The sequence below is a fragment of the Pseudomonas sp. URMO17WK12:I11 genome, from assembly GCF_007677725.1.
Taxonomy (GTDB): domain Bacteria; phylum Pseudomonadota; class Gammaproteobacteria; order Pseudomonadales; family Pseudomonadaceae; genus Aquipseudomonas.
Map to the genome: position 1 here is coordinate 101,663 of NZ_VEDF01000007.1, position 19,843 is coordinate 121,505.

The following is a 19,843-nucleotide window of genomic DNA, read 5'->3' on the forward strand; positions in this document are numbered from 1 at the left end:
GGCCTTGCATCGCGATGGGCCGCGACGCGGCCCCAACAGCCATCAAGCGTTAGCGAGCCCACGAATGTCCCACCCGCGCCCCTACAAAGTTGCACTCAACGGTTACGGCCGCATCGGTCGCTGCGTCCTGCGCGCGCTGGTCGAGCGGGGGGCGACGGCCGGTTTCGAGATCGTCGCGCTGAACGATCTGGCCGATCAGGCCAGCATCGAGTATTTGACCCGCTTCGACTCCACCCACGGGCGTTTTCCGGGTGAGGTGAAAGTCGACGGCGATTGCCTGCACATCAATGGCGACTGCGTGAAGGTGCTGCGCAGCGCCACCCCCGAGGGCGTCGACTGGGCAGCCCTGGGCGTCGATCTGGTGCTGGAGTGCTCGGGGGTCTACCACACCCGCGCCGATGGCCTGCGTTTTCTGCAGGCTGGGGCGCCGCGCGTGCTGTTCTCCCAGCCCATGGCCAGCGAAGCCGATGTCGACGCCACGGTCGTATTCGGGATCAACCAGGACTGCCTGAGCGGCGACGAACGGTTGGTGTCCAATGCCTCCTGCACCACCAACTGCGGCGTGCCGCTGCTGCGGGTGCTGGACCAGGCGTTCGGCATCGAATACGTGCAGATCACCACGATCCACTCGGCGATGAACGACCAGCCGGTGATCGATGCCTACCACCACGAAGACCTGCGTCGCACGCGCTCGGCCTTCCAGTCAGTGATTCCGGTGTCCACCGGACTTGCGCGCGGTATCGAGCGCCTGCTCCCGGAACTTGCCGGGCGAATCCAGGCCAAAGCGGTACGCGTGCCGACCGTCAACGTCTCGTGCCTGGACATCACCCTGCAGACTGCCCGTGACACCAGCGCGGCCGAAGTCAACCGGGTGTTGCGCGAGGCCGCACTGAGCGGCCCGCTGAAAGGCCTGCTGGCCTACACCGAGTTGCCGCACGCCAGCTGTGATTTCAATCATGACCCGCATTCGGCCATCGTCGATGCCAGCCAGACGCGCGTTTCAGGCCCCCGCCTGGTCAACCTGCTGGCCTGGTTCGACAACGAATGGGGGTTTGCCAACCGTATGCTCGACGTTGCCGAACACTTTCTGCACGTCGTCCAAACCACCCGCAGCAAACAGCCCTGAAGGACTGCATTCATGACCGTGTTGAAGATGACCGACCTCGACCTGCAAGGTAAGCGCGTACTGATTCGCGAAGACCTCAACGTGCCTGTGAAGGACGCTGTGGTCACCAGCGATGCGCGTATCCTAGCAGCGCTGCCGACCATCAAGCTGGCCCTGGAAAAAGGCGCGGCGGTGATGGTCTGCTCGCACCTGGGTCGCCCGACCGAAGGTGAGTTTTCTGCCGAAAACAGCCTCAAGCCGGTTGCCGACTACCTGAGCAAGGCCCTGGGCCGCGACGTGCCGCTGGTAGCCGACTACCTCGACGGTGTCGAGGTCAAGGCCGGTGACGTGGTGTTGTTCGAGAACGTGCGATTCAACAAGGGTGAGAAAAAGAACGCCGATGAGTTGGCGCAGAAGTACGCCGCCCTGTGCGACGTGTTCGTCATGGACGCCTTCGGCACCGCCCACCGCGCCGAAGGCTCGACCCACGGTGTAGCCAAGTTTGCCAAGGTCGCTGCGGCTGGCCCACTGCTGGCGGCCGAGCTGGATGCGCTGGGCAAGGCCTTGAAAGCCCCGGCCAAACCCATGGCGGCCATCGTCGCTGGCTCCAAGGTATCGACCAAGCTCGATGTGCTGAACAGCCTGAGCGGCGTGTGCGACCAACTGATCGTCGGTGGCGGCATCGCCAACACCTTCCTTGCCGCGGCCGGGCATCCGGTGGGCAAGTCGCTGTACGAGGCTGACCTGGTGGATACCGCCAAGGCCATCGCCGCCAAGGTCAGCGTGCCGCTGCCAGTCGACGTGGTCGTGGCCAAGGCCTTCGCCGAAGATGCCGAAGCGACCGTCAAGGCCATTGCCGACGTCGCCGCCGATGACATGATCCTCGACATCGGGCCACAGACTGCAGCCAACTTCGCCGAGTTGCTGAAGTCGTCGAAGACCATCCTGTGGAACGGCCCGGTAGGAGTATTCGAATTCGATCAGTTCGGCAACGGTACCCAGGTGCTGGCCAAGGCCATCGCCGACAGCGCTGCGTTCTCGATTGCAGGGGGCGGCGACACCCTGGCCGCCATCGACAAATATGGCGTTGGCAAAGATATCTCCTACATTTCTACCGGCGGTGGCGCCTTCCTCGAATTCGTCGAAGGTAAAGTGCTGCCAGCGGTGGCGATCCTGGAAGAGCGGGCCAAGGCCTGACAGTGGCGGCGCCTGGCAAAGGGAGCGACCTGATGGTCAAGCAATTGCCTGTGATGATCCTGGCCGTGCTGCTGGGCGCCTGCTCCAGCGGTCCGTCAGCCGACGCAGAATCGCCGCAGCCGCCCAAGGGTGGCTGCTATCAGTCCGAGTGGCAGGCCGAGACCGTGCCGGTCATCAACAAGCGCGTCGGGCCTGAAGGGCTGGAAAAATACGACGACGAACACCAGCGCAAGGCACCCGGTTGCCCCTGATGCGACGAGCGCCTGGCGCTTCGTCGGCCCAGGCAACCAAGTGGCTGCGTTGTGGTCATGTAGAGGATATTCGATGAAAGCGCTGTTGGCCGTCATGGCCTTGGCGACACTGGCAGGCTGCTCGCTGCTGCAGCCTGCACCTGCCGCCGTAGCGGACAACTGGACGCGCTGGGTCTGCGATAGCCAGACCGAAGTGCTGTGGCGCTTCGCCGACGCCGAGCAAGACCAGGTCGATGTCCGCCTCGGTGGCGGTGACCAGGTCTACCGACTCAAGTCCGAGCCGGGTGCTTCTGGCACGCTGTACAGCGATGGCGTGCTGGCCTTTCACACCAAGGGTGAAGAGGGCCTGGTGTACTGGGTGGCAACCAACGATCTGATAGGGCGGGGCTGCAAGGCACCGTGACGGGCCGGGCCGCTGTGGCGGCCCACACAACTTGAACAGCAACCGCCCCTGCGGCAGGCTTGCACGAAACAAACGACGCTTGTCGGGAGAGAGATACACAATGGCACTCATTAGCATGCGCCAGATGCTGGACCACGCCGCCGAGTTCGGTTACGGCGTTCCGGCTTTCAACGTCAACAACCTCGAGCAGATGCGCGCCATCATGGAAGCGGCCGACAAGACCGACTCGCCGGTGATCGTGCAAGCTTCGGCCGGCGCGCGCAAATACGCCGGTGCGCCGTTCCTGCGCCACCTGATCCTCGCCGCCATCGAAGAATTCCCGCACATCCCGGTGTGCATGCACCAGGACCACGGCACCAGCCCTGACGTGTGCCAGCGCTCGATCCAGCTGGGCTTCAGCTCGGTGATGATGGACGGCTCGCTGGGCGAAGACGGCAAGACCCCGACCGACTACGAGTACAACGTACGCGTCACCCAGCAAACCGTGGCCATGGCCCACGCCTGTGGTGTATCGGTGGAAGGCGAGCTGGGCTGCCTGGGTTCGCTGGAAACGGGCATGGCCGGTGAAGAAGACGGTATCGGCGCCGAAGGCGTGCTGGACCACAGCCAGATGCTGACCGACCCGGAAGAGGCCGCTGACTTCGTCAAGAAGACCCAGGTCGATGCCTTGGCCATCGCCATCGGCACCAGCCACGGTGCCTACAAGTTCACCAAGCCGCCAACCGGCGACGTCCTGGCGATCGACCGCATCAAGGAAATCCACAAGCGTATTCCCAACACCCACCTGGTGATGCACGGTTCTTCGTCGGTGCCACAGGAATGGCTGGCGATCATCAACCAGTACGGTGGCGACATCAAAGAAACCTACGGCGTACCGGTCGAAGAGATCGTCGAAGGCATCAAGCACGGCGTGCGCAAGGTCAACATCGACACCGACCTGCGCCTGGCCTCGACCGGTGCCATGCGTCGCCTGATGGCGCAGAACCCGAGCGAGTTCGACCCGCGCAAGTTCTTCGGTGAAACCGTCAAGGCCATGCGTGACGTGTGCATCGCGCGCTACGAAGCATTTGGCACCGCCGGCAATGCCTCGAAGATCAAGCCGATCTCCCTGGAAGGCATGTACCAGCGTTACCTGAAAGGCGAGTTGGCTGCCAAGGTCAACTGATCAGCTGTCGATCGAAAGAAAACCCGCGGCGACGCGGGTTTTTTTTAACCCCCGAAATGCTGCAAGGCCGCCGTTAGTCGGCTACCTTGAGACTAATTACCTGATAGCCATGTGACTGCGTTGATTGTCGCAACCACGCGTCTAGAGTATTAATCGGATCCAAAGTGGTCGAGTCGGTCAACTAAGAGAAGCAGCATGGATGGCGCTTACCCCCAGCCACAGGATGGCAAATCGGTTCTCCTGGTGGTGGACGATTACCCGGAAAACCTCATCAGCATGCGAGCGCTACTCGCGCATACCGATTGGCAAGTGCTGACGGCAAGTTCAGGCACCCAGGCGCTTGGCACGCTGCTCGAACACGATGTCGACCTGGTCCTGCTCGATGTGCAGATGCCCGAGATGGACGGCTTCGAGGTAGCCCGGCTGATGCGTGGCAGCCAGCGTACTCGGCTGACGCCGATCATCTTCCTGACCGCCAACGAACAATCCGATGCCGCCGTGCTCAAGGGCTACGCCAGCGGGGCGGTGGATTACCTGTTCAAGCCCTTCGATCCGCAGATCCTCAAGCCCAAGGTGCAGGCGCAACTGGATCAACAGCGTAATCGGCGCATGCTGCAGCGGTTGACCCGCGAGCTGGAAACCGCCCGGGCGTTCAATGCCTCGATCCTGGAAAATGCCGCCGAAGGCATTCTGGTGGTCAATGTCGGTGGTGCGATCACGTACGCCAATCCCGCCATCTCGCGGTTGCTGCAAACCCCGGTCGAGCCGCTGCAAGGCGCACACTTGCTGGATCTGTTGCAACTGGCCAGTCCTACCCTATGGGCTGAGTCGCAGTTCCAGCACGCTTACCTCGCCCGGCAGATTTTGCGCGTGCACGACGCCCACTTACGTGTGCCTGGCGGGCAACTGATACCGATCACATTGTCCTGCGCGCCTTTGCCGGCCGAGCAACAGGCGATGGTCGTGACCGTGCTGGACATGTCGGTGGAGCGCAACCTGCACCAGCAGCTCGAGTATCAGGCGGTCACCGACCCCTTGACCGGCCTGCTCAATCGTCGCGGCTTCTACCAGGCGGCCGAAGGCGTGTTGCTGCGCGGTGAACGTGCGCACAAAGCCCAGGCGCTGATGTACATGGACCTCGATGGTTTCAAGCGGATCAACGATTCGCTCGGGCATGAGGCCGGTGACCGGGTATTGCGCTGGGTGGCCGATCAGATCAAGGACTGCCTGGGCAGCGAGGCGCTGCTGGCACGCATGGGCGGCGACGAATTCACCGCGCTGTTCGACGGCCTACCCTATCCTGAGCAAGCTGGGCGCTACGCCGAGAAGCTGCTCGAACGGGTGTCGATCCAGCAGCAAGTCGACGGCCTGGACGTGTGCCTTGGCGTGAGCATCGGCATTGCGACGTTCCCCGATTGCGGGGGCAACGTCGAGGGTTTGTTGCGTGCAGCTGACACGGCAATGTACGCGGCCAAGCAAGCCGGCCGCCAGCAATACCGCTTCTACGATCAGGAACTCAATGGCCGTGCGCGCTCGCGGCTGATGCTCGAAGACAGCGTGCGCAACGCCATCGAGGAACAGGACTTCAGCCTGGTCTACCAGCCTCAGGTGGCCTTCGCCGACGGTAAACTGCGCGGTTTCGAGGCCTTGCTGCGCTGGCAGCACCCAAGCGTTGGCGATGTGCCGCCGGGGCTGTTCATCCCGCTGCTCGAGGAGGCGCGTCTGATCAACCGCCTGGCCAGCTGGATCTACCGCCAAGGTGCCGCCCAGCGCCAGGCCTGGTGCCAGCGCTTTGACCCCGACCTGATCCTGGGCATCAGCCTGAGCCGCGCCCAGTTCTCCATGCCCAGCCTGGTCGATGAACTGCAACGGGTGATTCATGACTACCAGCTTGATCCTGCGCAGTTGGAAGTCGAGGTCGCCGAGACCTCGCTGATGTACAACATCGACGCTGCGGTCAAACAGGTCCATCGCCTGCGCGAGCTGGGCGTGCGGGTGGCGTTGGATGACTTCGGTGCCGGTGATTGCTCGCTGCGCATGTTGCGTGACCTGCCCATCGACACCTTGAAGCTCGATCGGCATCTGGTCGCGCGCCTGCCAGATTCAGCCGCCGATGCCGCGCTGGTGCGCAGCGTCATCGGCCTGTGCGCCGATTACCGGATCACGGTGATTGCCGAAGGCGTCGAGACCCAGGCCCAGGCGGCCTGGTTGCAGGCCAGTGGTTGCGCCTATGTCCAAGGGTTCCTGGTGGCGCACCCGATGACGCCGGCCGATGCCAGCGGCTTTGCGGCGAAATTTCCCTGGCCACCTGTCTGATTGGCTAGAATCGGCATTCGTGACACCGACTGCCAGGCCATGACCGAACTCCGTTATCTGCAAGCCTACCCGCCGCACCTGCAAGAGCAGGTGCGTCAGTTGATCGCCAGCGACCGCCTGGGTGCTTACCTGCAGCGCCGTTACCCTGACCGCCATGACGTGCAGAGCGACAAGGCGCTGTATGGCTACGCCCAGGCGCTGCGCCAGCAGTACCTGCGCAGCGCGCCGGGCCTGGACAAGGTGCTGTTCGACAACCGCCTGGACCTGACCCATCGCGCCCTGGGCCTCAACACGGCGGTGTCGCGGGTGCAGGGCGGCAAGCTCAAGGCCAAGAAGGAAATCCGCATCGCTTCGCTGTTCAAAGAGGCCGCGCCGGAATTTCTGCGCATGATCGTCGTGCACGAGCTGGCGCACCTGCGCGAGCGCGATCACAGCAAAGCGTTCTACCAGCTCTGCCAACACATGGAGCCGGCGTACCATCAACTGGAATTCGACCTGCGCGTCTACCTCACCTACCGGGAGTTGCCGGGCACTTTGTAAGGACCACGCAGCATGGATGTGAGCAAGACCAAGAGCAGTTTCTACCGCCGTCTCTACGTCGCCTGGCTGATCGACAGCCAGACCGCCACCAGTGTGCCAGCGCTGATGGCGGCCACCGGCATGCCTCGGCGTACTGCCCAGGACACGCTGGCCGCCCTCGCGGACCTGGACATCGTCTGCGAGTTCGAGCAACAGGAAGGCGCGCGCAATCATGCCGGTCACTACCGAATTCGTGACTGGGGAGCGATCGACAAGCAATGGATCGCCCACCACCTGCAGGCGGTCAGAGCGGTATTGGGATATCCGCCAGCGGGCGAGCACTGATCGACAGCCGGTCGGCAGATTCGGCCGATTTAGAGGCTAAATGACAGTATTGGCCGCTGCCTGACGCCATGGCTTTGTGTAATCTGACCGGCGTTCACCTGCTCCAGCGTGTGCCTCCTACTGCGAAAGGACTTCTGCATGCGGCCACTGCTTTGTGCGTTGGGTTTGTCGATTCTGCTGTTGGCGACACCGGCTATCGGCCTTGAGAGGCTGCGCCTGGTTGCCGACAGCTGGCCGCCGTTCAGCGACCGCTCCATGCCCGGCGGTGGACTGGCTACGAGCCTGGTGACCACGGCACTGAGCCGCGCAGGCTACACCAGCGCCTACGAGGAAGTCCCCTGGGCGCATGCCTTGCTCGGCATAGGCGAGGGACGCTATGACGTGCTGATCAATGCCTGGTACACCGACGCGCGGGCGCAGCTGGGGCAGTTTTCCGAAGCTTACCTGACCAATCGCATTCGCTTGCTGCAACGCAAGGGCGAGGCCCTGCGTTATCGAGAGCAAGCCGACCTCTACCCGTACAGCATCGCCGTGGTCCGGGATTATGCCTATTCCGCGCAGTTCGATGGCGACACTCGCCTGCACAAGGTGGCGGTGCGCAATTTCTCCTCGGCCGTACGCATGCTCGCGGCAGGGCGCGTGAACCTGGCGGTCGAGGATGAGTACGTGGCGCGCTACAACCTGCAGCGCGAGCCGCAGCATGTGCGCGATGCCGTGGTGCTGGTGGAGCCGGCCCTGGCAGAAAACAGCCTGCACATCCTGGTCAGCCTCAAGCACCCTCACCATGCGCAGATCATCCAGCGCTTCGAGCAAGCGCTGGCGAGCATGAAAGCCGACGGCAGCTACGCGCGTCTGTTGCGCCAGCATGGCTTCTGAGCGCCAGCGCCAAGGCCAGGGTCAGCTGGCCGGCGCTTGCTTGATCAAGTGCGCAGCAAGGGTGCGCAAGGGCGCCAACTGCCGGCAGATCAGCGCCAGTTGGGTCTGCACCAGCCGTTGGTGTTCGTCCAGCTCTTCAGGCATCTGCTCCAACGCGCTGGCCAGAGCCTCTTCCTCATCACTGTGAATCGCCACCGGCAAGCGCGCCGCCAGGCCATTGGCAATCTCGTCGAGGCTTTTCGCCAGGCTTTGCCCGGCGCCGTCGATCAGCTGTTCCTGCACCTGGGCCGGCAGCGCGGTATCGCGGTGCGCGCCCAGGCCCGACAGATAGCTGAGCAAGGTATGCGAGAGCACAAGGAAGCGAAAACCGACATCGGCCTCTTTGCGGAAATGCCCGGGTTCCATGAGCATGTTGGCCAAGGTCGTCGACAGCGCCGCGTCGGCGTTGTGGGCATTGCGCCGGGCCAGGCGATAAGCCAGGTCGTCACGCTTGCCATAGGCGTATTGCTGCATGATCTGGCGCAGGTACTCGCTGGCGCAGGTCAGGGTATTGGCCAGCGCCTTGTTCAGGCGTCGGCCCTGCCAGTCAGGCAGGAACAGGAACACCGCGAGAATGGCGATCAGGCTGCCGACCAGCGTATCGAACAGACGCGGCAGGAACAGCCCGTAACCGTCGCCGATCTGGTTGAAGCAGAACAGCACCATCAGCGTGATCGCCGCCGTGGCCAAGGTGTAGCGGGTGGTACGGTTGACGAAGAACACCACCCCGGCGGCCACGGCGAACAACGACTGCACCACCTGGCTGGGGAACAGGTCGAACAGCACCCAACCCACCGTCAGGCCTATCGCCGTACCGAAGATACGCTGCACCAGTTTGCGCCGCGTCGCACCGTAGTTGGGCTGGCAAACGAACAGTGTGGTGAGGATGATCCAGTAGCCCTGGGTCGGGTGAATCAGGTGCACCATGCCGTAGCCGATCGCCAGCGCCAGGGGCAGGCGCAGGGCATGGCGGAACAGCAGCGAGGTTGGGGTCAGCTGAGTGCGCAGCCGGATCCAGACATCCTTGAGCGTGCGCGGCGAGCGGTCCAGCAGGCTGCTGTCGCTGGCATCGGCGAGGCTGTCGGGGTTGCTGGCAGCACCGAGCAGGCGATCAAGGGAGGCCAGGTTGGCGGCCAGGGCCCGCAGCGAGCGTAACAGGCTGCGCCAGGCCGGGTTGTTCTGGGTGCGCAGATGCTCCAGCGAGGCATTGAGGTCTTCCAGCGCCTCGGCGAAACCGCTGGCCAGCACGAACGGCTGGCGCAGACGGATCGTGCGCGCCAGCTCCTGGCACGAAGCGCCCTGTTTGCGCAGCAGCCGCTGGCAGCGGAACATCACGTCACTGTGGAAGAACGCCTCGGTCAATGCGTTGTACGGGTAGTGCGAGGCGCTGACCCGTTCGTGGATGTCCTGGGCCAGGAAGTACAGCTTCAGGTAGCGACTGACCTTCGAGTTCGGCTGGCTGTTGCCCACCCGGTGCAAGATGATTTCCTTGGCGGCGTTGAGCGCTGCGACCACTTTGCCGTTCTGCCGCGCCAGTTCCAGGCGCTGGGCTTCGACGTCGAGGTTGCGAATCGGCTCGAACAGGCTGGCCTTGAGCTTGAGGTAGCTGCCCAGCTCGAAGAACAGCTTGGCCAGGCTCTGTTGCACCGGTTGGTTGGAAAACAACGCTTGCCACAGCACCGAGAGCAGCCCGTACCAGGCTGCGCCTGCCACCAGCAGCATGGGCTCGTGCCAGAAATCACTGACCTGCCCGCCCCGTTGGTCCACGCCAATCATGGTGTAGACCGCCGTGATCAGGGTGGCCGAGGCGATTGCACCGTAGCGTTCGCCGAGTGCGCCCAGCATGGTCAGGGCGAACGCCGCCAATGCCAGGGCGATGACGAAAATCCACGGGTAGGGGAACAGCAGCTCCACTGCCAGTGCGGCAATGGCAAAGCACGGCAGGGTTACGCCCAAGGCGCTGAGGCGCCCTTGCCAGCTGTCGTCGGTTTCCGCCAGGGCGCTGGCGATGATGCCGAGGAACAGCGGAATCAACAACGCCATCTCGTTCTGGTACCAGCACAGGGCCAGGCTACCGGTAAGGGCGATGGTGACGCGGATGCTGTAGCTGAACTTGTCCTGGCCCCACAGGCGACGCAGTGACTGACGCAACGAACTCGATGACATGATGGCCCGCTAGGCAGTGATCGAATGAATGCATGGCAGCACGTCCAGCAAGAAGCGTTCCGTGCTGCTGAATGGATTCTACTCTACACGAACTGCGCAGCGGCATTGGCCGATGCCCAGGCCCATTGGAAATTGAACCCCCCCAGGTGACCGGTGACGTCGAGCACTTCGCCGATGAAATACAGGCCGGGGCTTTTCAGCGATTCCATGGTCTTGGACGACACCTCGCGGGTGTCGACGCCGCCCAGGGTCACTTCCGCAGTGCGGTAGCCCTCGGTGCCCGCTGGCACCACGCGCCAGCTCGCCAGTTGCGCGGCGATCTGCGCCAGTTGCGCGGGGGTGTACTGCTTCATCGGCCGCGACTCGAACCACTGCTCGGCGAGCAGGTTCGCCAGCTTGCGGGTGAACACCTCGCCCAGCACAGTCTTGAGTTCGGCATTGGCCCGTTCGGCCTGCATCTGTTGCAGCCAGGTCAAGGCGTCGCGGTCTGGCAGCAAGTTGATTTCGACCGTATCGCCGGCCTCCCAGAACGACGATATCTGCAAGATCGCCGGGCCGCTCAGGCCGCGGTGGGTGAACAGCAGGTTTTCGCGGAAGCTGGTGCCATTGCAGGTGGCCGTGCAATCGAGCGAGGTGCCGGACAGTTCAGTGCACATCGCCTTGAGTTGCGGCTCGGTAATGGTGAACGGCACCAGGCCGGCGCGGGTTGGCAGCAGGCTATGCCCAAATTGCCGCGCGACCTGGTAGCCGAAGCCGGTGGCGCCCAGGGTCGGAATCGACAAGCCGCCGGTGGCGATCACCAGCGACTGGCAGGCGAACAGGCCAGCACTGGTGTGCAACAGGTAGCCGTCCTGGGTTTTGTCGATCTGCTCGATGCTGGTGTGCATGCGCAGCTCGGCGCCCGCTTCAGCGCACTCGGCCAGCAGCATGTCGAGAATGTCGCTGGCCTTGTTGTCGCAGAACAGCTGACCGAGCTTCTTCTCGTGATACGGCACGCCATGCTTGCACACCAGCTCGATGAAGTCCCACTGGGTGTAGCGGGCCAGCGCCGATTTGCAGAAATGCGCGTTGTGCGAGAGGAAATTGGCAGGCTCGGTGTACAGGTTGGTGAAGTTGCAGCGGCCGCCGCCCGACATGAGGATCTTCTTGCCGGGCTTGTTGGCGTGGTCGAGCAGCAGGACCCGGCGGCCGCGGCGGGCGCTGAGCTGGGCGCACATCAAGCCAGCGGCGCCAGCGCCGAGGATGATCACGTCGGTGGAGTGCACGGTGTTACCTCATAGATAGCCGGCGCCTGCTTAGCAGCCCTCAGGACACCAAGCGTTCTCGTTCCCGCATGGAAGCGGGGAACGGCCTGGTGTCGCCAGAGGGCCGCCAAGTGGCCCCGAGAACATTCAGACGATACGGACTTTCAGAGAGCGCCCCTTGATCTTGCCGCTGTTCAGGCGCTGCATGGCCTGCTTGGCCAGGGCCCGTTCCACGGCGACGAAGGCCTGGAAATCGAAGATGGCGATCTTGCCCACCTGCTTGCCGGGAATGCCGGCATCGCCGGTCAAGGCGCCGAGGATGTCACCCGGGCGCAGCTTGTCCTTGCGCCCAGCGGCGATGCACAAGGTGCTCATCACGGGCAGCAGCGGCTCGCCACCCTTGTGCTTCAGGCTGTCGAGCAGGTCCCAGCGCAGCGGGCGCTTCTGCAGGTCTTCGATGGCCTGAGCGCGGTGGCCTTCAGCCGGGGCGACCAGGCTGATCGCGATGCCTTTTTCCCCAGCACGGCCGGTGCGGCCCACACGGTGCACGTGAATCTCGGCATCGCGGGCCAGTTCGACGTTGATGACCATGTCCAGGCCGTCGATGTCCAGGCCGCGCGCGGCCACGTCGGTGGCCACCAGCACCGAACTGCTGCGGTTGGCGAACATGGTCAGCACCTGATCGCGGTCACGCTGTTCCAGGTCACCGTGCAGGGCCTGTGCGACGATGCCTTTGGCGGTCAAGTGAGCGACCACGTCTTCGCACTGCTGCTTGGTGAAGCAGAAGGCCACGCACGACTGCGGACGATAGTGGCCGAGCACTCGGGTCACGGCCTCCAGGCGCTGTTGCGGGTCGATCTCGATGAAGCGCTGTTCGATCTGGTTGTCGGTGTGCAGGCTCTCGACCTTGACCTGCTGGGGCTTGCGCATGAACTCGGCGGCCAGTTGCTCGATGCCGGCCGGGTAGGTGGCCGAGAACAGCAGGGTCTGGCGACGCGATGGGGTCTTGCCGATGATGCTGGCGATGGCGTCGAAGAAGCCCATGTCGAGCATGCGGTCGGCTTCGTCGAGGACCAGGGTGTTCAGCCCGTCGAGCACCAGGGTGCCTTTGTCCAGGTGTTGCTGGATGCGCCCCGGGGTGCCGACGATGATGTGCGCGCCGTGCTCCAGAGAAGCGATCTGTGGGCCCAGCGACACCCCGCCGCAGAGGGTGAGGATCTTGATGTTGTCCTCGGCCCGGGCCAGGCGCCGCAGCTCCTTGGCCACCTGGTCGGCGAGCTCGCGAGTCGGGCACAGCACCAGGGCCTGGCAGCCGAAGTAGCGCGGGTTGATCGGGTTGAGCAAGCCGATGCCGAATGCAGCGGTCTTGCCGCTGCCGGTCTTGGCCTGGGCGATCAGGTCCTGGCCGCGCAGGATGACCGGCAGGCTCTGCGCCTGGATTGGGGTCATCGAGGCGTAGCCAAGGGCGTCGAGGTTGGCCAGCATGGCCGCAGACAGCGGCAGTGAGGCAAAGGCGGTGGTGTCGGTGGTCACGAGGCGGGCCTGCGGTGCGAAGCGAAAAATGCCGCACAGTCTACCAGCCTCGTGGCCATTCCCCCTAAGACTCCATGTGCTGTTCCGGACGACGGGCACGCCTCCCGTCCGTTGGCGAGAGCTGCAGGAAGATCGCCGCGGCCAGCATGGCCATCACGCCAATGGTGACGAAGGTCAGCTGAAACGCGCCCAGGGTGGTTTCCACGCCATCGGCACTGCCTGCCGCCGTGAAGCCGCCGAGCAACGCACCGGCGCAGGCCACGCCCAGGCTCAGCGACAGCTGCGCGACCACCGACAGCAGGCTGTTGCCGCTGCTGGCACTGGCATCGTCGAGGTCGATCAGGGTCACCGTGTTCATGGCCGTGAATTGCATCGAGTTGACCGCGCCGAGCAGCGCCAGCTGCACCAGCAGCATGGCGTACGGCGTCTGTTCATCGACCAGGCCCAGGCTGGCCAGGAGGATCCCCAGCAGCAGCGTATTACCGGTCAGCACGATGCGGTAGCCAAGACGCTCGATCAGCGGCCGGGCCACGGACTTGGCGAGCATCGCCGAGGCCGCCAGCGGTATCATGCTCATGCCGGCCTGGGCCGGCGAGTAGCCCAGGGCGACCTGCAACAGCAATGGCACCAGAAACGGCAGGGCGCCACTGCCCAGGCGCGAGAACAGGTTGCCAAGGATACCGATGGCGAAGGTCCGTACGCGAAACAGGCTGGGCGAGAACAGCGGCTCCGGGTCGCGCCCGGCCCGTAGCCAATAGGCGGCCAGGCAGGCCATGCCGGCGAACAGCAGCAACATCACCCGCAGGTGCGGCAGGTGCAGCTCGCCCAGGCCCTCCATGGCGATGGTAATCAGCACCATGGCGGCGCCGAACAGCAGAAAGCCCGGGCCATCGAAGGAAGTGCGCTCGGCGCCGCGCAGGTCGGGGATGAATTTCCACACGGCGTAGCAACCCAACGCGCCGACCGGCAGATTGAGCAGAAAGATCCAGTGCCAGCTGAGGATTTCCACCAGCCAGCCGCCCAAGGTCGGGCCCAGCAGCGGGCCCAGCAGGCCGGGGATGGTGATGAAACTCATGATCCTCACCAGCTCGCTGCGCGGGTAGGCGCGCAGCACCACCAAACGCCCCACCGGCAACATCAGCGCCCCACCCAGCCCCTGCACGACGCGGGCAAAGATCAGAAAGCCCAGGCTGTTGGCGGCGGCACACAGCAGCGAGCCGAAGCTGAACAGCAGGATCGCACTGAAGAAGATGCGCTTGGTGCCGAAGCGGTCGGCTACCCAGCCCGAAGCGGGTATCAGCAGCGCCACAGTGAGCATGTAGGCGATGATCACGCCTTGCATGCGCAGCGGGTCCTCGGCCAGGGAACGGGCCATGGCTGGCAGGGCGGTATTGAGAATGGTGCCGTCCAGCGATTGCATGAAGAAGGCGATGGCGACCACCCAGGGCAGCCAACGGGCGGTGATGGGGTCCAGCGGGGCTCGATCGGGCATGGCGTGCTATTCCGTCAGTGCCGGCCTGTGTCCGGGCCAGCCCGCTCGCGCACGATCTGCATGACCTGCAGCTGCTAGATCGTTGCCGTGGGAGCGGGTCTGGCCGCGAAAGGACCGGTGATTGCAATCACAATGTCAGGGTAAGCCCTTTGACCAGTGCGCCCGGCAAATGACTCGACCCGGTGCTGCGCTGCCCGTAGGTGCTGGTCGAAAGGATCATCTCGCGCTCGCGGGTCAGGTCCTCCAACTGGCTGCCGAGCAGGCTGTAGACGCTGTCGTCGAAGCGCATGGTGTTGACCGGAGCCTGGATCTGGCCGTTCTCCACCCAGAAGGTGGCGAAGCGGGTCAGCCCAGTCATGCGGGCGGCGGGCAGGTCGGAGTAGTTCAGGTACCACAGGTTGCTGATGTACAGGCCCGTGCCCAGTCGCTCCAGCACCTGCTCGCTGGGCAGGCCGCCTGGTGCCAGGCTCAGCGCGCAGGGTGACTCGTAGCTGTCGGCGCCGTTGGCCAGCAACTGGAATTCCGCCGCACTGCGTGCGCTGACCAGACGCTGCAGGGCCTTGCCCTGCTCGATCAAAGGCACATCCAGACGTGGCGAACCTTCGTCGGAGAAGGCCGGGCTGAGCGAGCCACTGACGTGCTCGCTGAAGCTCACCAGCGGATGCAGTTGGGCATCGCCGCTGTACAGGCGTTGCAGCGCGCTGTTGCCGGTGGCCAAGGCCTGGGCCGAGAAGCCGCCCCAGCTAAGCATGCCGGCGATCTCGTCCATCGCTGCCGGGGCCAGGTAGGCGCGATAGCTGCCAGGTGCCAGGGTGAGCGCCGGGCGGCCCAGAAAACCCAATTGCTGACGGGCCTGACGCAGGCGCTGGCGGAACGCTTCGGCATCCCACTGTTGGCCGGCATAGTTGGCCTTCACCGCCTGGCCGTTGCTGTGAAACAGGCTCCAGTCGAAATTGAAACTGTTGGCCTGGTGCCACCCGTAGGCGCCGAACGAACTGGCAAAACCCCGGCAGATCGGTCCTGCAGCGTAGATACCGACCAAGTCGAGGTCACCGGCCTCACCCTCGAGCAGGTCCAGCACGTCGCTCAGCGCAGGCAGCGGCTGGGCTTGCTGGTTCAGGCTGTGCCAGGCGCTGTCGTCCACGCGCAGGTAGGGGTCGATGGCGAGCAGCGGCAGGGTCTGGCGCAACTGCTCGAGAGCGGCATTCAGGCGTTGCGCGTCGATTTGCGCCTCGCCACTCAAGGTCACCTGCTGCTCGGCCTGGCGCGCCTCACGGATCAATCGCAGGTGCACGCTTGCCTGGCGCACTTCGCCGGCCTGGCGCACCTTGGCATGGTTGAAGCGGATGAACTGCGAGTGCTCGGCGCTGTAGCCCAGGGTGAACTGCTCGCCGTCCTGCACGCCTTGGCCAACAGCGGTCAGCAATGCGTCGAAAGCGTGTTTCATCAGGCGTCTCCTCCGAAAACATCGATCTGGCGGAACACGCAGGCCGGCGAGGCATGCCCGACCCGCACTACCTGGTTGGGTTCGCCCTTGCCGCAGTTAGGCGTACCGAGCACCTGGAACGTGCTGCGGTCGCCGACCGCCGCCAGATTGCGCCAGAACTGTGCCGAGATACCGCGATAGTTCGGATTTTTCACCACGCCTTTGAGCTCGCCGTTTTCGATCAACTGGCCCCATTCACAACCGAACTGGAACTTGTTGCGTGCATCGTCGATGGACCAGGAGCGGTTGGTGCGCATCAGGATCCCGTGCTCGATACCGCCAATCAGCTGTTCTAGCGTGTGATCGCCGGGTTCGATGTTGAGGTTGGCCATGCGGTCGATCGGCGCGCGATTCCAGCTGCAGGCACGGCTGTTGGCAACCCCGTCCAGGCCCGAGCGGAACTGCGACAGGGCGCCTCCAAGCGGGCGCAGCAGCAGGCCGTCACGGATCAGGAACTGCTTGCTGGCGGGCGTGCCGTCGTCGTCGAAGCTGTAGCTGGCCAGTTCCTCGCCGATGGTCGGGTCGAAGGTCACGTTGAGCAGGCGCGAGCCGTATTGCAGGTGGCCGAAGTCGCTGGCCTTGACGAAGCTGGTGCCGGCGTAGTTGCGTTCGTCCCCGAGGATGCGGTCCATCTCCAACGGGTGACCGATGGATTCATGGATCTGCAGCATCATCTGGTCGGGCATCAGCAGCAGGTCGCGCGTGCCGCTGGGGGTGTTGGGTGCCAGGAGCAACTGCAACGCCTGGTCGGCGACTCGTCTGGCCGCCCCTATCAGGCCACACCGTTCGATGACCTCGAAGCCGCCTTGCTGGCCGAAGTTTTCCCGCCCCAGGCTACGGCTCTGGCTGTCCTGACCGTCGCTGGCGGTCACGCTCAGGCCGGGGAAGACGAAACGCTGGGCGTGGCGCAGCTCGGCGCCGGCACTGTTGAGGTAGGTTTGTTCAAGCGTGAGCACGCCGAGGCTGGCTTGCCAGTCGACCAGACGATCGTCCTTGGGCACGCTGGCTGATTCGGCGGCGAGCAGCCCGAGGCAGTCGGCCAGGTTGGGCAACGGCTGATCGAAGTTGGGCGAGACGTGGTCGTGCCGGGCATCGGTGAGCGGCTGTTCGCGCAGGTCCAGCAAGCTGTGACGGGCGACGTGCCGGGCAAGGTCTTCGGCTTGTTGCAGCGCCTGTTGCAGCCCCGCCGGGGACAGGTCGGCGGTGGCCGCATAGGCCTCCACGCCGGCCACCCGGGCGGTGAGCATGGCGCCCTCGTCCTGGCTGAAGAACGGCGGCTCGGCAACATTGCGGCGAACCGACAGGGTCTGGTGCGACTGCTTTACATGGCGCAGGGAAAACACATCGGCCGTACTGCGCAGCGCGGCGAAACGCTGGCGCAGCAGGGCGCTTGAATCGAACATGCACAAGCCTCCGTTGGCACGGTGGCTCCCCTAGAACCACCCCTCTTGCATGGCCAGGCACGTGTCGTCGCGCGCCTCCAGCAAGGCCAGGTCATTATGGCAGCCCGGTACTTCCCAGGTCAGGAAATAACGCGCCGCTTGCAGCTTGCCGAGGTAGAAGTCGCGATCGTCCGCAGCGCCTTTGAGCACGCCGAGCTCGGCATGCACGGCCTGTTCGAGCCAGCGCCAGCCGATCACGCAGTGGCCGAAAACCCTGAGATAGAGCGCTGAGTTGGCCAGGGCGCCGGCGACTTTGCCCTGCGCCATATCGCCGAGCAAGGCCAGGGTGACATCCTGCAGGCGCTTGACCGCGTGCTCCAGCGGGGCGCGCAGGGGGTCGAGCTGCGCATGGTGGCTGGCGCGCTCGCACGTTGCGCTGATCAAGCGCAGCAATTGCTTGAGGCCAGCGCCGTTGTTCTGCGCGAGCTTGCGCCCCAGCAAGTCGAGCGACTGGATGCCTTCGGTGCCTTCGTGAATGGGGTTGAGACGGTTGTCGCGGTAGTACTGCTCCACCGGGTACTCGCGGGTATAGCCGTGACCGCCGAGAATCTGTATGGCCAGTTCGTTGGCTTTCAGGCAATACGCCGACGGCCAGGACTTGACGATCGGCGTCAGCAGATCGAGCAGTTGTTGTGCCTGGTCGCGCGCCGCCGGATCGCTGGCGGTGTGGGTATCATCGAACAATCGCGCCGCGTACAGGCCCAAGTCGAAAGCGCCCTCGACGTAAGCCTTTTGCATGAGCAACATGCGTTTCACATCGGTGTGGGCAATGATCGGCACGGCGGCGCTGTGCGGGTCGCGGTTGTCCGCCAGGCGCCCCTGGGGGCGTTGCCGTGCGTATTCCAGCGAATAGAGATAGCCGGCGTAGCCGAGCATCACCGCGCCCATGCCGACCCCGATCCGCGCCTCGTTCATCATCTGGAACATGCAAGCCAGGCCCTGGTGGGGCTGGCCGACCAGATAGCCGATGCACTGGCCGTTGTCGCCGAAGTTCAGCGCCGTCGAGGTGGTGCCGCGCCAGCCCATCTTGTGGAACAGGCCGGCCAATAGCACATCGTTGCGCGGCCCGCGGCCGCCATCGGCATCGACCAGGTACTTGGGCACGATGAACAGGGAGATCCCCTTGACGCCGGGCGGGGCGTCCGGCAGCTTGGCCAGCACCATGTGCACGATGTTCTCCGACAGCTCGTGGTCGCCGCCGGAAATGAAGATCTTGTTGCCCTTGAGCCGGTAGCTGCCATCACCGGCCGGCTCGGCGCGCGTGCGGATGTCGGCCAGCGACGAGCCGGCATGGGGCTCGGTCAGCGCCATGGTGCCGAAGTAGCGGCCGTCGATCATCGGTTGCAGGTACAGGCGTTTCTGCTCCTCGGTGCCGAAGCTCTCGATCAGGTTGGCGGCGCCCATGGTCAGGAAAGGGTAGGCCGTGGTGCCGGCGTTGGCGGCCTGGAAATGCGCGAAGCACGCCTGCGACACCAGGCTTGGCAGCTGCATGCCGCCGACCTCGAAGTCGCGGTTGGCATTGAGAAACCCAGCCTGCAGAAAGGCATCGACGGCGGGCTTGACCTCGTCGATCAGTTGCGCGCAGCCATCCACATAGCGCGGCTCGTTTTCATCGGCCTTGCGGTTGTGCGGGGCGAAGTATTTCTCGGCGATGGTGCGTGCGGTGGTCAACGCAGCGTCGAAGGTCTCGCGGCTGTGCTCGGCGAAGCGCGGGCGCTGGGTGAGGCTTTCAGCGTCGAGCACCTCGTAGAGTTCGAAGGCGAGGTTGCGGGGGCTGAGCAGGGTCTCGGGCATGGTCGCGGTCCTTGGGCGGGATGCTGCGAGTGTAGGGAGTTGGGAGAGGCGCGGGGATGTTAATAGGTTTGGGTGATATGGCTATAGAAAGGGTGGGGGCATACAGGTGCTTACCTTGATGCGTTCAGCGCCTGTGAAACCGAGCGCCGCCCGCGCGGCGCATCGCGAGCTGCGCTCGCTCCTACGTTTGTTTCTGGCCAGTAACGCCTGTGACCGGTGCGCGCGACCGCTTAGTTGGTACGACGCTATATGGCGCCATGCGCCAAGGCGTTCGCGCGCAGAACCCCCAGGATTAACAGGCTCGAAATAACCGTAGGAGCGAGCGCAGCTCGCGATGCTTAGTTAGTACGACGCAATATCGCGCCATGCGCCAAGACGTTCGCGCGCAGAATCCCCAGGATTAACAGGCTCGAAATAACCGTAGGAGCGAGCGCAGCTCGCGATGCTTAGTTAGTACGACGCAATATCGC

Annotated in this window: 16 protein-coding genes; 9 read left to right on the forward strand and 7 right to left on the reverse strand. The window is 64.3% G+C overall.

Going from position 1 to position 19,843, the window contains the following annotated elements; translation table 11 throughout:
- Positions 1-64: 64 nt before the first annotated feature.
- The 9 genes from epd (at position 65) to FS665_RS14935 (ending at position 8,177) form a co-directional block, all read left to right on the forward strand.
- Complete coding sequence (epd, locus tag FS665_RS14895; protein WP_145189792.1) at positions 65-1,126, forward strand: erythrose-4-phosphate dehydrogenase; 1,062 nt, start codon at positions 65-67, stop codon at positions 1,124-1,126.
- A 12-nt stretch (positions 1,127-1,138) separates the two neighbouring features.
- A complete protein-coding gene (locus FS665_RS14900) occupies positions 1,139-2,302 on the forward strand; it encodes a phosphoglycerate kinase (protein WP_145189794.1) in 1,164 nt (387 codons plus the stop codon).
- A gap of 32 nt (positions 2,303-2,334) precedes the next feature.
- Positions 2,335-2,553 (forward strand): hypothetical protein, encoded by a 219-nt coding sequence (locus FS665_RS14905; protein ID WP_145189797.1) that lies wholly within the window; start codon positions 2,335-2,337, stop codon positions 2,551-2,553.
- Positions 2,554-2,626: 73 nt separating this feature from the next.
- Positions 2,627-2,956 carry an MliC family protein gene (locus tag FS665_RS14910; protein WP_145189800.1) on the forward strand — a complete coding sequence of 110 codons (330 nt, stop codon included), beginning with the start codon at positions 2,627-2,629 and terminating at the stop codon, positions 2,954-2,956.
- A 100-nt stretch (positions 2,957-3,056) separates the two neighbouring features.
- Positions 3,057-4,121, forward strand: coding sequence for a class II fructose-bisphosphate aldolase (gene fba / locus FS665_RS14915; protein ID WP_016501943.1), 1,065 nt, complete (start codon positions 3,057-3,059; stop codon positions 4,119-4,121).
- Positions 4,122-4,316: 195 nt separating this feature from the next.
- On the forward strand, positions 4,317-6,437 hold the full coding sequence (locus FS665_RS14920; RefSeq protein ID WP_145189805.1) for a bifunctional diguanylate cyclase/phosphodiesterase: 2,121 nt from the start codon (positions 4,317-4,319) through the stop codon (positions 6,435-6,437).
- A 39-nt stretch (positions 6,438-6,476) separates the two neighbouring features.
- A complete protein-coding gene (locus FS665_RS14925; protein ID WP_145189808.1) occupies positions 6,477-6,977 on the forward strand; it encodes a M48 family metallopeptidase in 501 nt (166 codons plus the stop codon).
- Positions 6,978-6,989: 12 nt separating this feature from the next.
- Complete coding sequence (locus FS665_RS14930; RefSeq protein ID WP_145189811.1) at positions 6,990-7,301, forward strand: helix-turn-helix domain-containing protein; 312 nt, start codon at positions 6,990-6,992, stop codon at positions 7,299-7,301.
- Positions 7,302-7,439: 138 nt separating this feature from the next.
- Positions 7,440-8,177: an ABC transporter substrate-binding protein gene (locus FS665_RS14935; protein WP_145189814.1), complete on the forward strand. Its 738-nt coding sequence runs from the start codon at positions 7,440-7,442 to the stop codon at positions 8,175-8,177.
- Positions 8,178-8,198: 21 nt separating this feature from the next.
- On the opposite strand, the gene yccS is transcribed toward FS665_RS14935, so the two are convergent.
- The 7 genes from yccS to FS665_RS14970 form a co-directional block, all read right to left on the reverse strand.
- A complete protein-coding gene (yccS, locus tag FS665_RS14940) occupies positions 8,199-10,382 on the reverse strand; it encodes a YccS family putative transporter (protein WP_145189816.1) in 2,184 nt (727 codons plus the stop codon).
- 83 nt (positions 10,383-10,465) lie between these two features.
- Entirely contained in the window at positions 10,466-11,647 is a 1,182-nt protein-coding gene (locus FS665_RS14945) for an NAD(P)/FAD-dependent oxidoreductase (protein WP_145189819.1), read from the reverse strand.
- A 126-nt stretch (positions 11,648-11,773) separates the two neighbouring features.
- Positions 11,774-13,111, reverse strand: a complete 1,338-nt coding sequence (gene dbpA, locus FS665_RS14950) for an ATP-dependent RNA helicase DbpA (protein WP_256675103.1) — start codon at positions 13,109-13,111, stop codon at positions 11,774-11,776.
- A 112-nt stretch (positions 13,112-13,223) separates the two neighbouring features.
- On the reverse strand, positions 13,224-14,651 hold the full coding sequence (mdtD, locus tag FS665_RS14955; protein ID WP_145189825.1) for a multidrug transporter subunit MdtD: 1,428 nt from the start codon (positions 14,649-14,651) through the stop codon (positions 13,224-13,226).
- Positions 14,652-14,778: 127 nt separating this feature from the next.
- Entirely contained in the window at positions 14,779-16,098 is a 1,320-nt protein-coding gene (locus FS665_RS14960; RefSeq protein ID WP_145189828.1) for a TldD/PmbA family protein, read from the reverse strand.
- Complete coding sequence (locus FS665_RS14965) at positions 16,098-17,540, reverse strand: TldD/PmbA family protein (protein WP_145189831.1); 1,443 nt, start codon at positions 17,538-17,540, stop codon at positions 16,098-16,100. The genes FS665_RS14960 and FS665_RS14965 overlap by 1 nt, the downstream gene beginning before the upstream one ends.
- Positions 17,541-17,570: 30 nt before the next feature.
- On the reverse strand, positions 17,571-19,373 hold the full coding sequence (locus tag FS665_RS14970; protein ID WP_145189833.1) for an acyl-CoA dehydrogenase: 1,803 nt from the start codon (positions 19,371-19,373) through the stop codon (positions 17,571-17,573).
- Between the last annotated feature and the right edge of the window lie 470 nt (positions 19,374-19,843).

What these genes read in the sequence shown, in the direction of transcription:
- FS665_RS14900 (WP_145189794.1), top strand. Translation starts at nt 1,139, where the DNA reads ATGACCGTGTTGAAGATGACCGACCTCGACCTGCAAGGTAAGCGCGTA.
- epd (WP_145189792.1), top strand. Translation starts at nt 65, where the DNA reads ATGTCCCACCCGCGCCCCTACAAAGTTGCACTCAACGGTTACGGCCGC.
- FS665_RS14935 (WP_145189814.1), top strand. Translation starts at nt 7,440, where the DNA reads ATGCGGCCACTGCTTTGTGCGTTGGGTTTGTCGATTCTGCTGTTGGCG.
- FS665_RS14925 (WP_145189808.1), top strand. Translation starts at nt 6,477, where the DNA reads ATGACCGAACTCCGTTATCTGCAAGCCTACCCGCCGCACCTGCAAGAG.
- yccS (WP_145189816.1), bottom strand. Translation starts at nt 10,382, where the DNA reads ATGTCATCGAGTTCGTTGCGTCAGTCACTGCGTCGCCTGTGGGGCCAG.
- FS665_RS14970 (WP_145189833.1), bottom strand. Translation starts at nt 19,373, where the DNA reads ATGCCCGAGACCCTGCTCAGCCCCCGCAACCTCGCCTTCGAACTCTAC.
- FS665_RS14930 (WP_145189811.1), top strand. Translation starts at nt 6,990, where the DNA reads ATGGATGTGAGCAAGACCAAGAGCAGTTTCTACCGCCGTCTCTACGTC.
- dbpA (WP_256675103.1), bottom strand. Translation starts at nt 13,111, where the DNA reads ATGCTGGCCAACCTCGACGCCCTTGGCTACGCCTCGATGACCCCAATC.
- FS665_RS14920 (WP_145189805.1), top strand. Translation starts at nt 4,317, where the DNA reads ATGGATGGCGCTTACCCCCAGCCACAGGATGGCAAATCGGTTCTCCTG.
- FS665_RS14960 (WP_145189828.1), bottom strand. Translation starts at nt 16,098, where the DNA reads ATGAAACACGCTTTCGACGCATTGCTGACCGCTGTTGGCCAAGGCGTG.
- FS665_RS14965 (WP_145189831.1), bottom strand. Translation starts at nt 17,540, where the DNA reads ATGTTCGATTCAAGCGCCCTGCTGCGCCAGCGTTTCGCCGCGCTGCGC.
- FS665_RS14905 (WP_145189797.1), top strand. Translation starts at nt 2,335, where the DNA reads ATGGTCAAGCAATTGCCTGTGATGATCCTGGCCGTGCTGCTGGGCGCC.
- mdtD (WP_145189825.1), bottom strand. Translation starts at nt 14,651, where the DNA reads ATGCCCGATCGAGCCCCGCTGGACCCCATCACCGCCCGTTGGCTGCCC.
- FS665_RS14910 (WP_145189800.1), top strand. Translation starts at nt 2,627, where the DNA reads ATGAAAGCGCTGTTGGCCGTCATGGCCTTGGCGACACTGGCAGGCTGC.
- fba (WP_016501943.1), top strand. Translation starts at nt 3,057, where the DNA reads ATGGCACTCATTAGCATGCGCCAGATGCTGGACCACGCCGCCGAGTTC.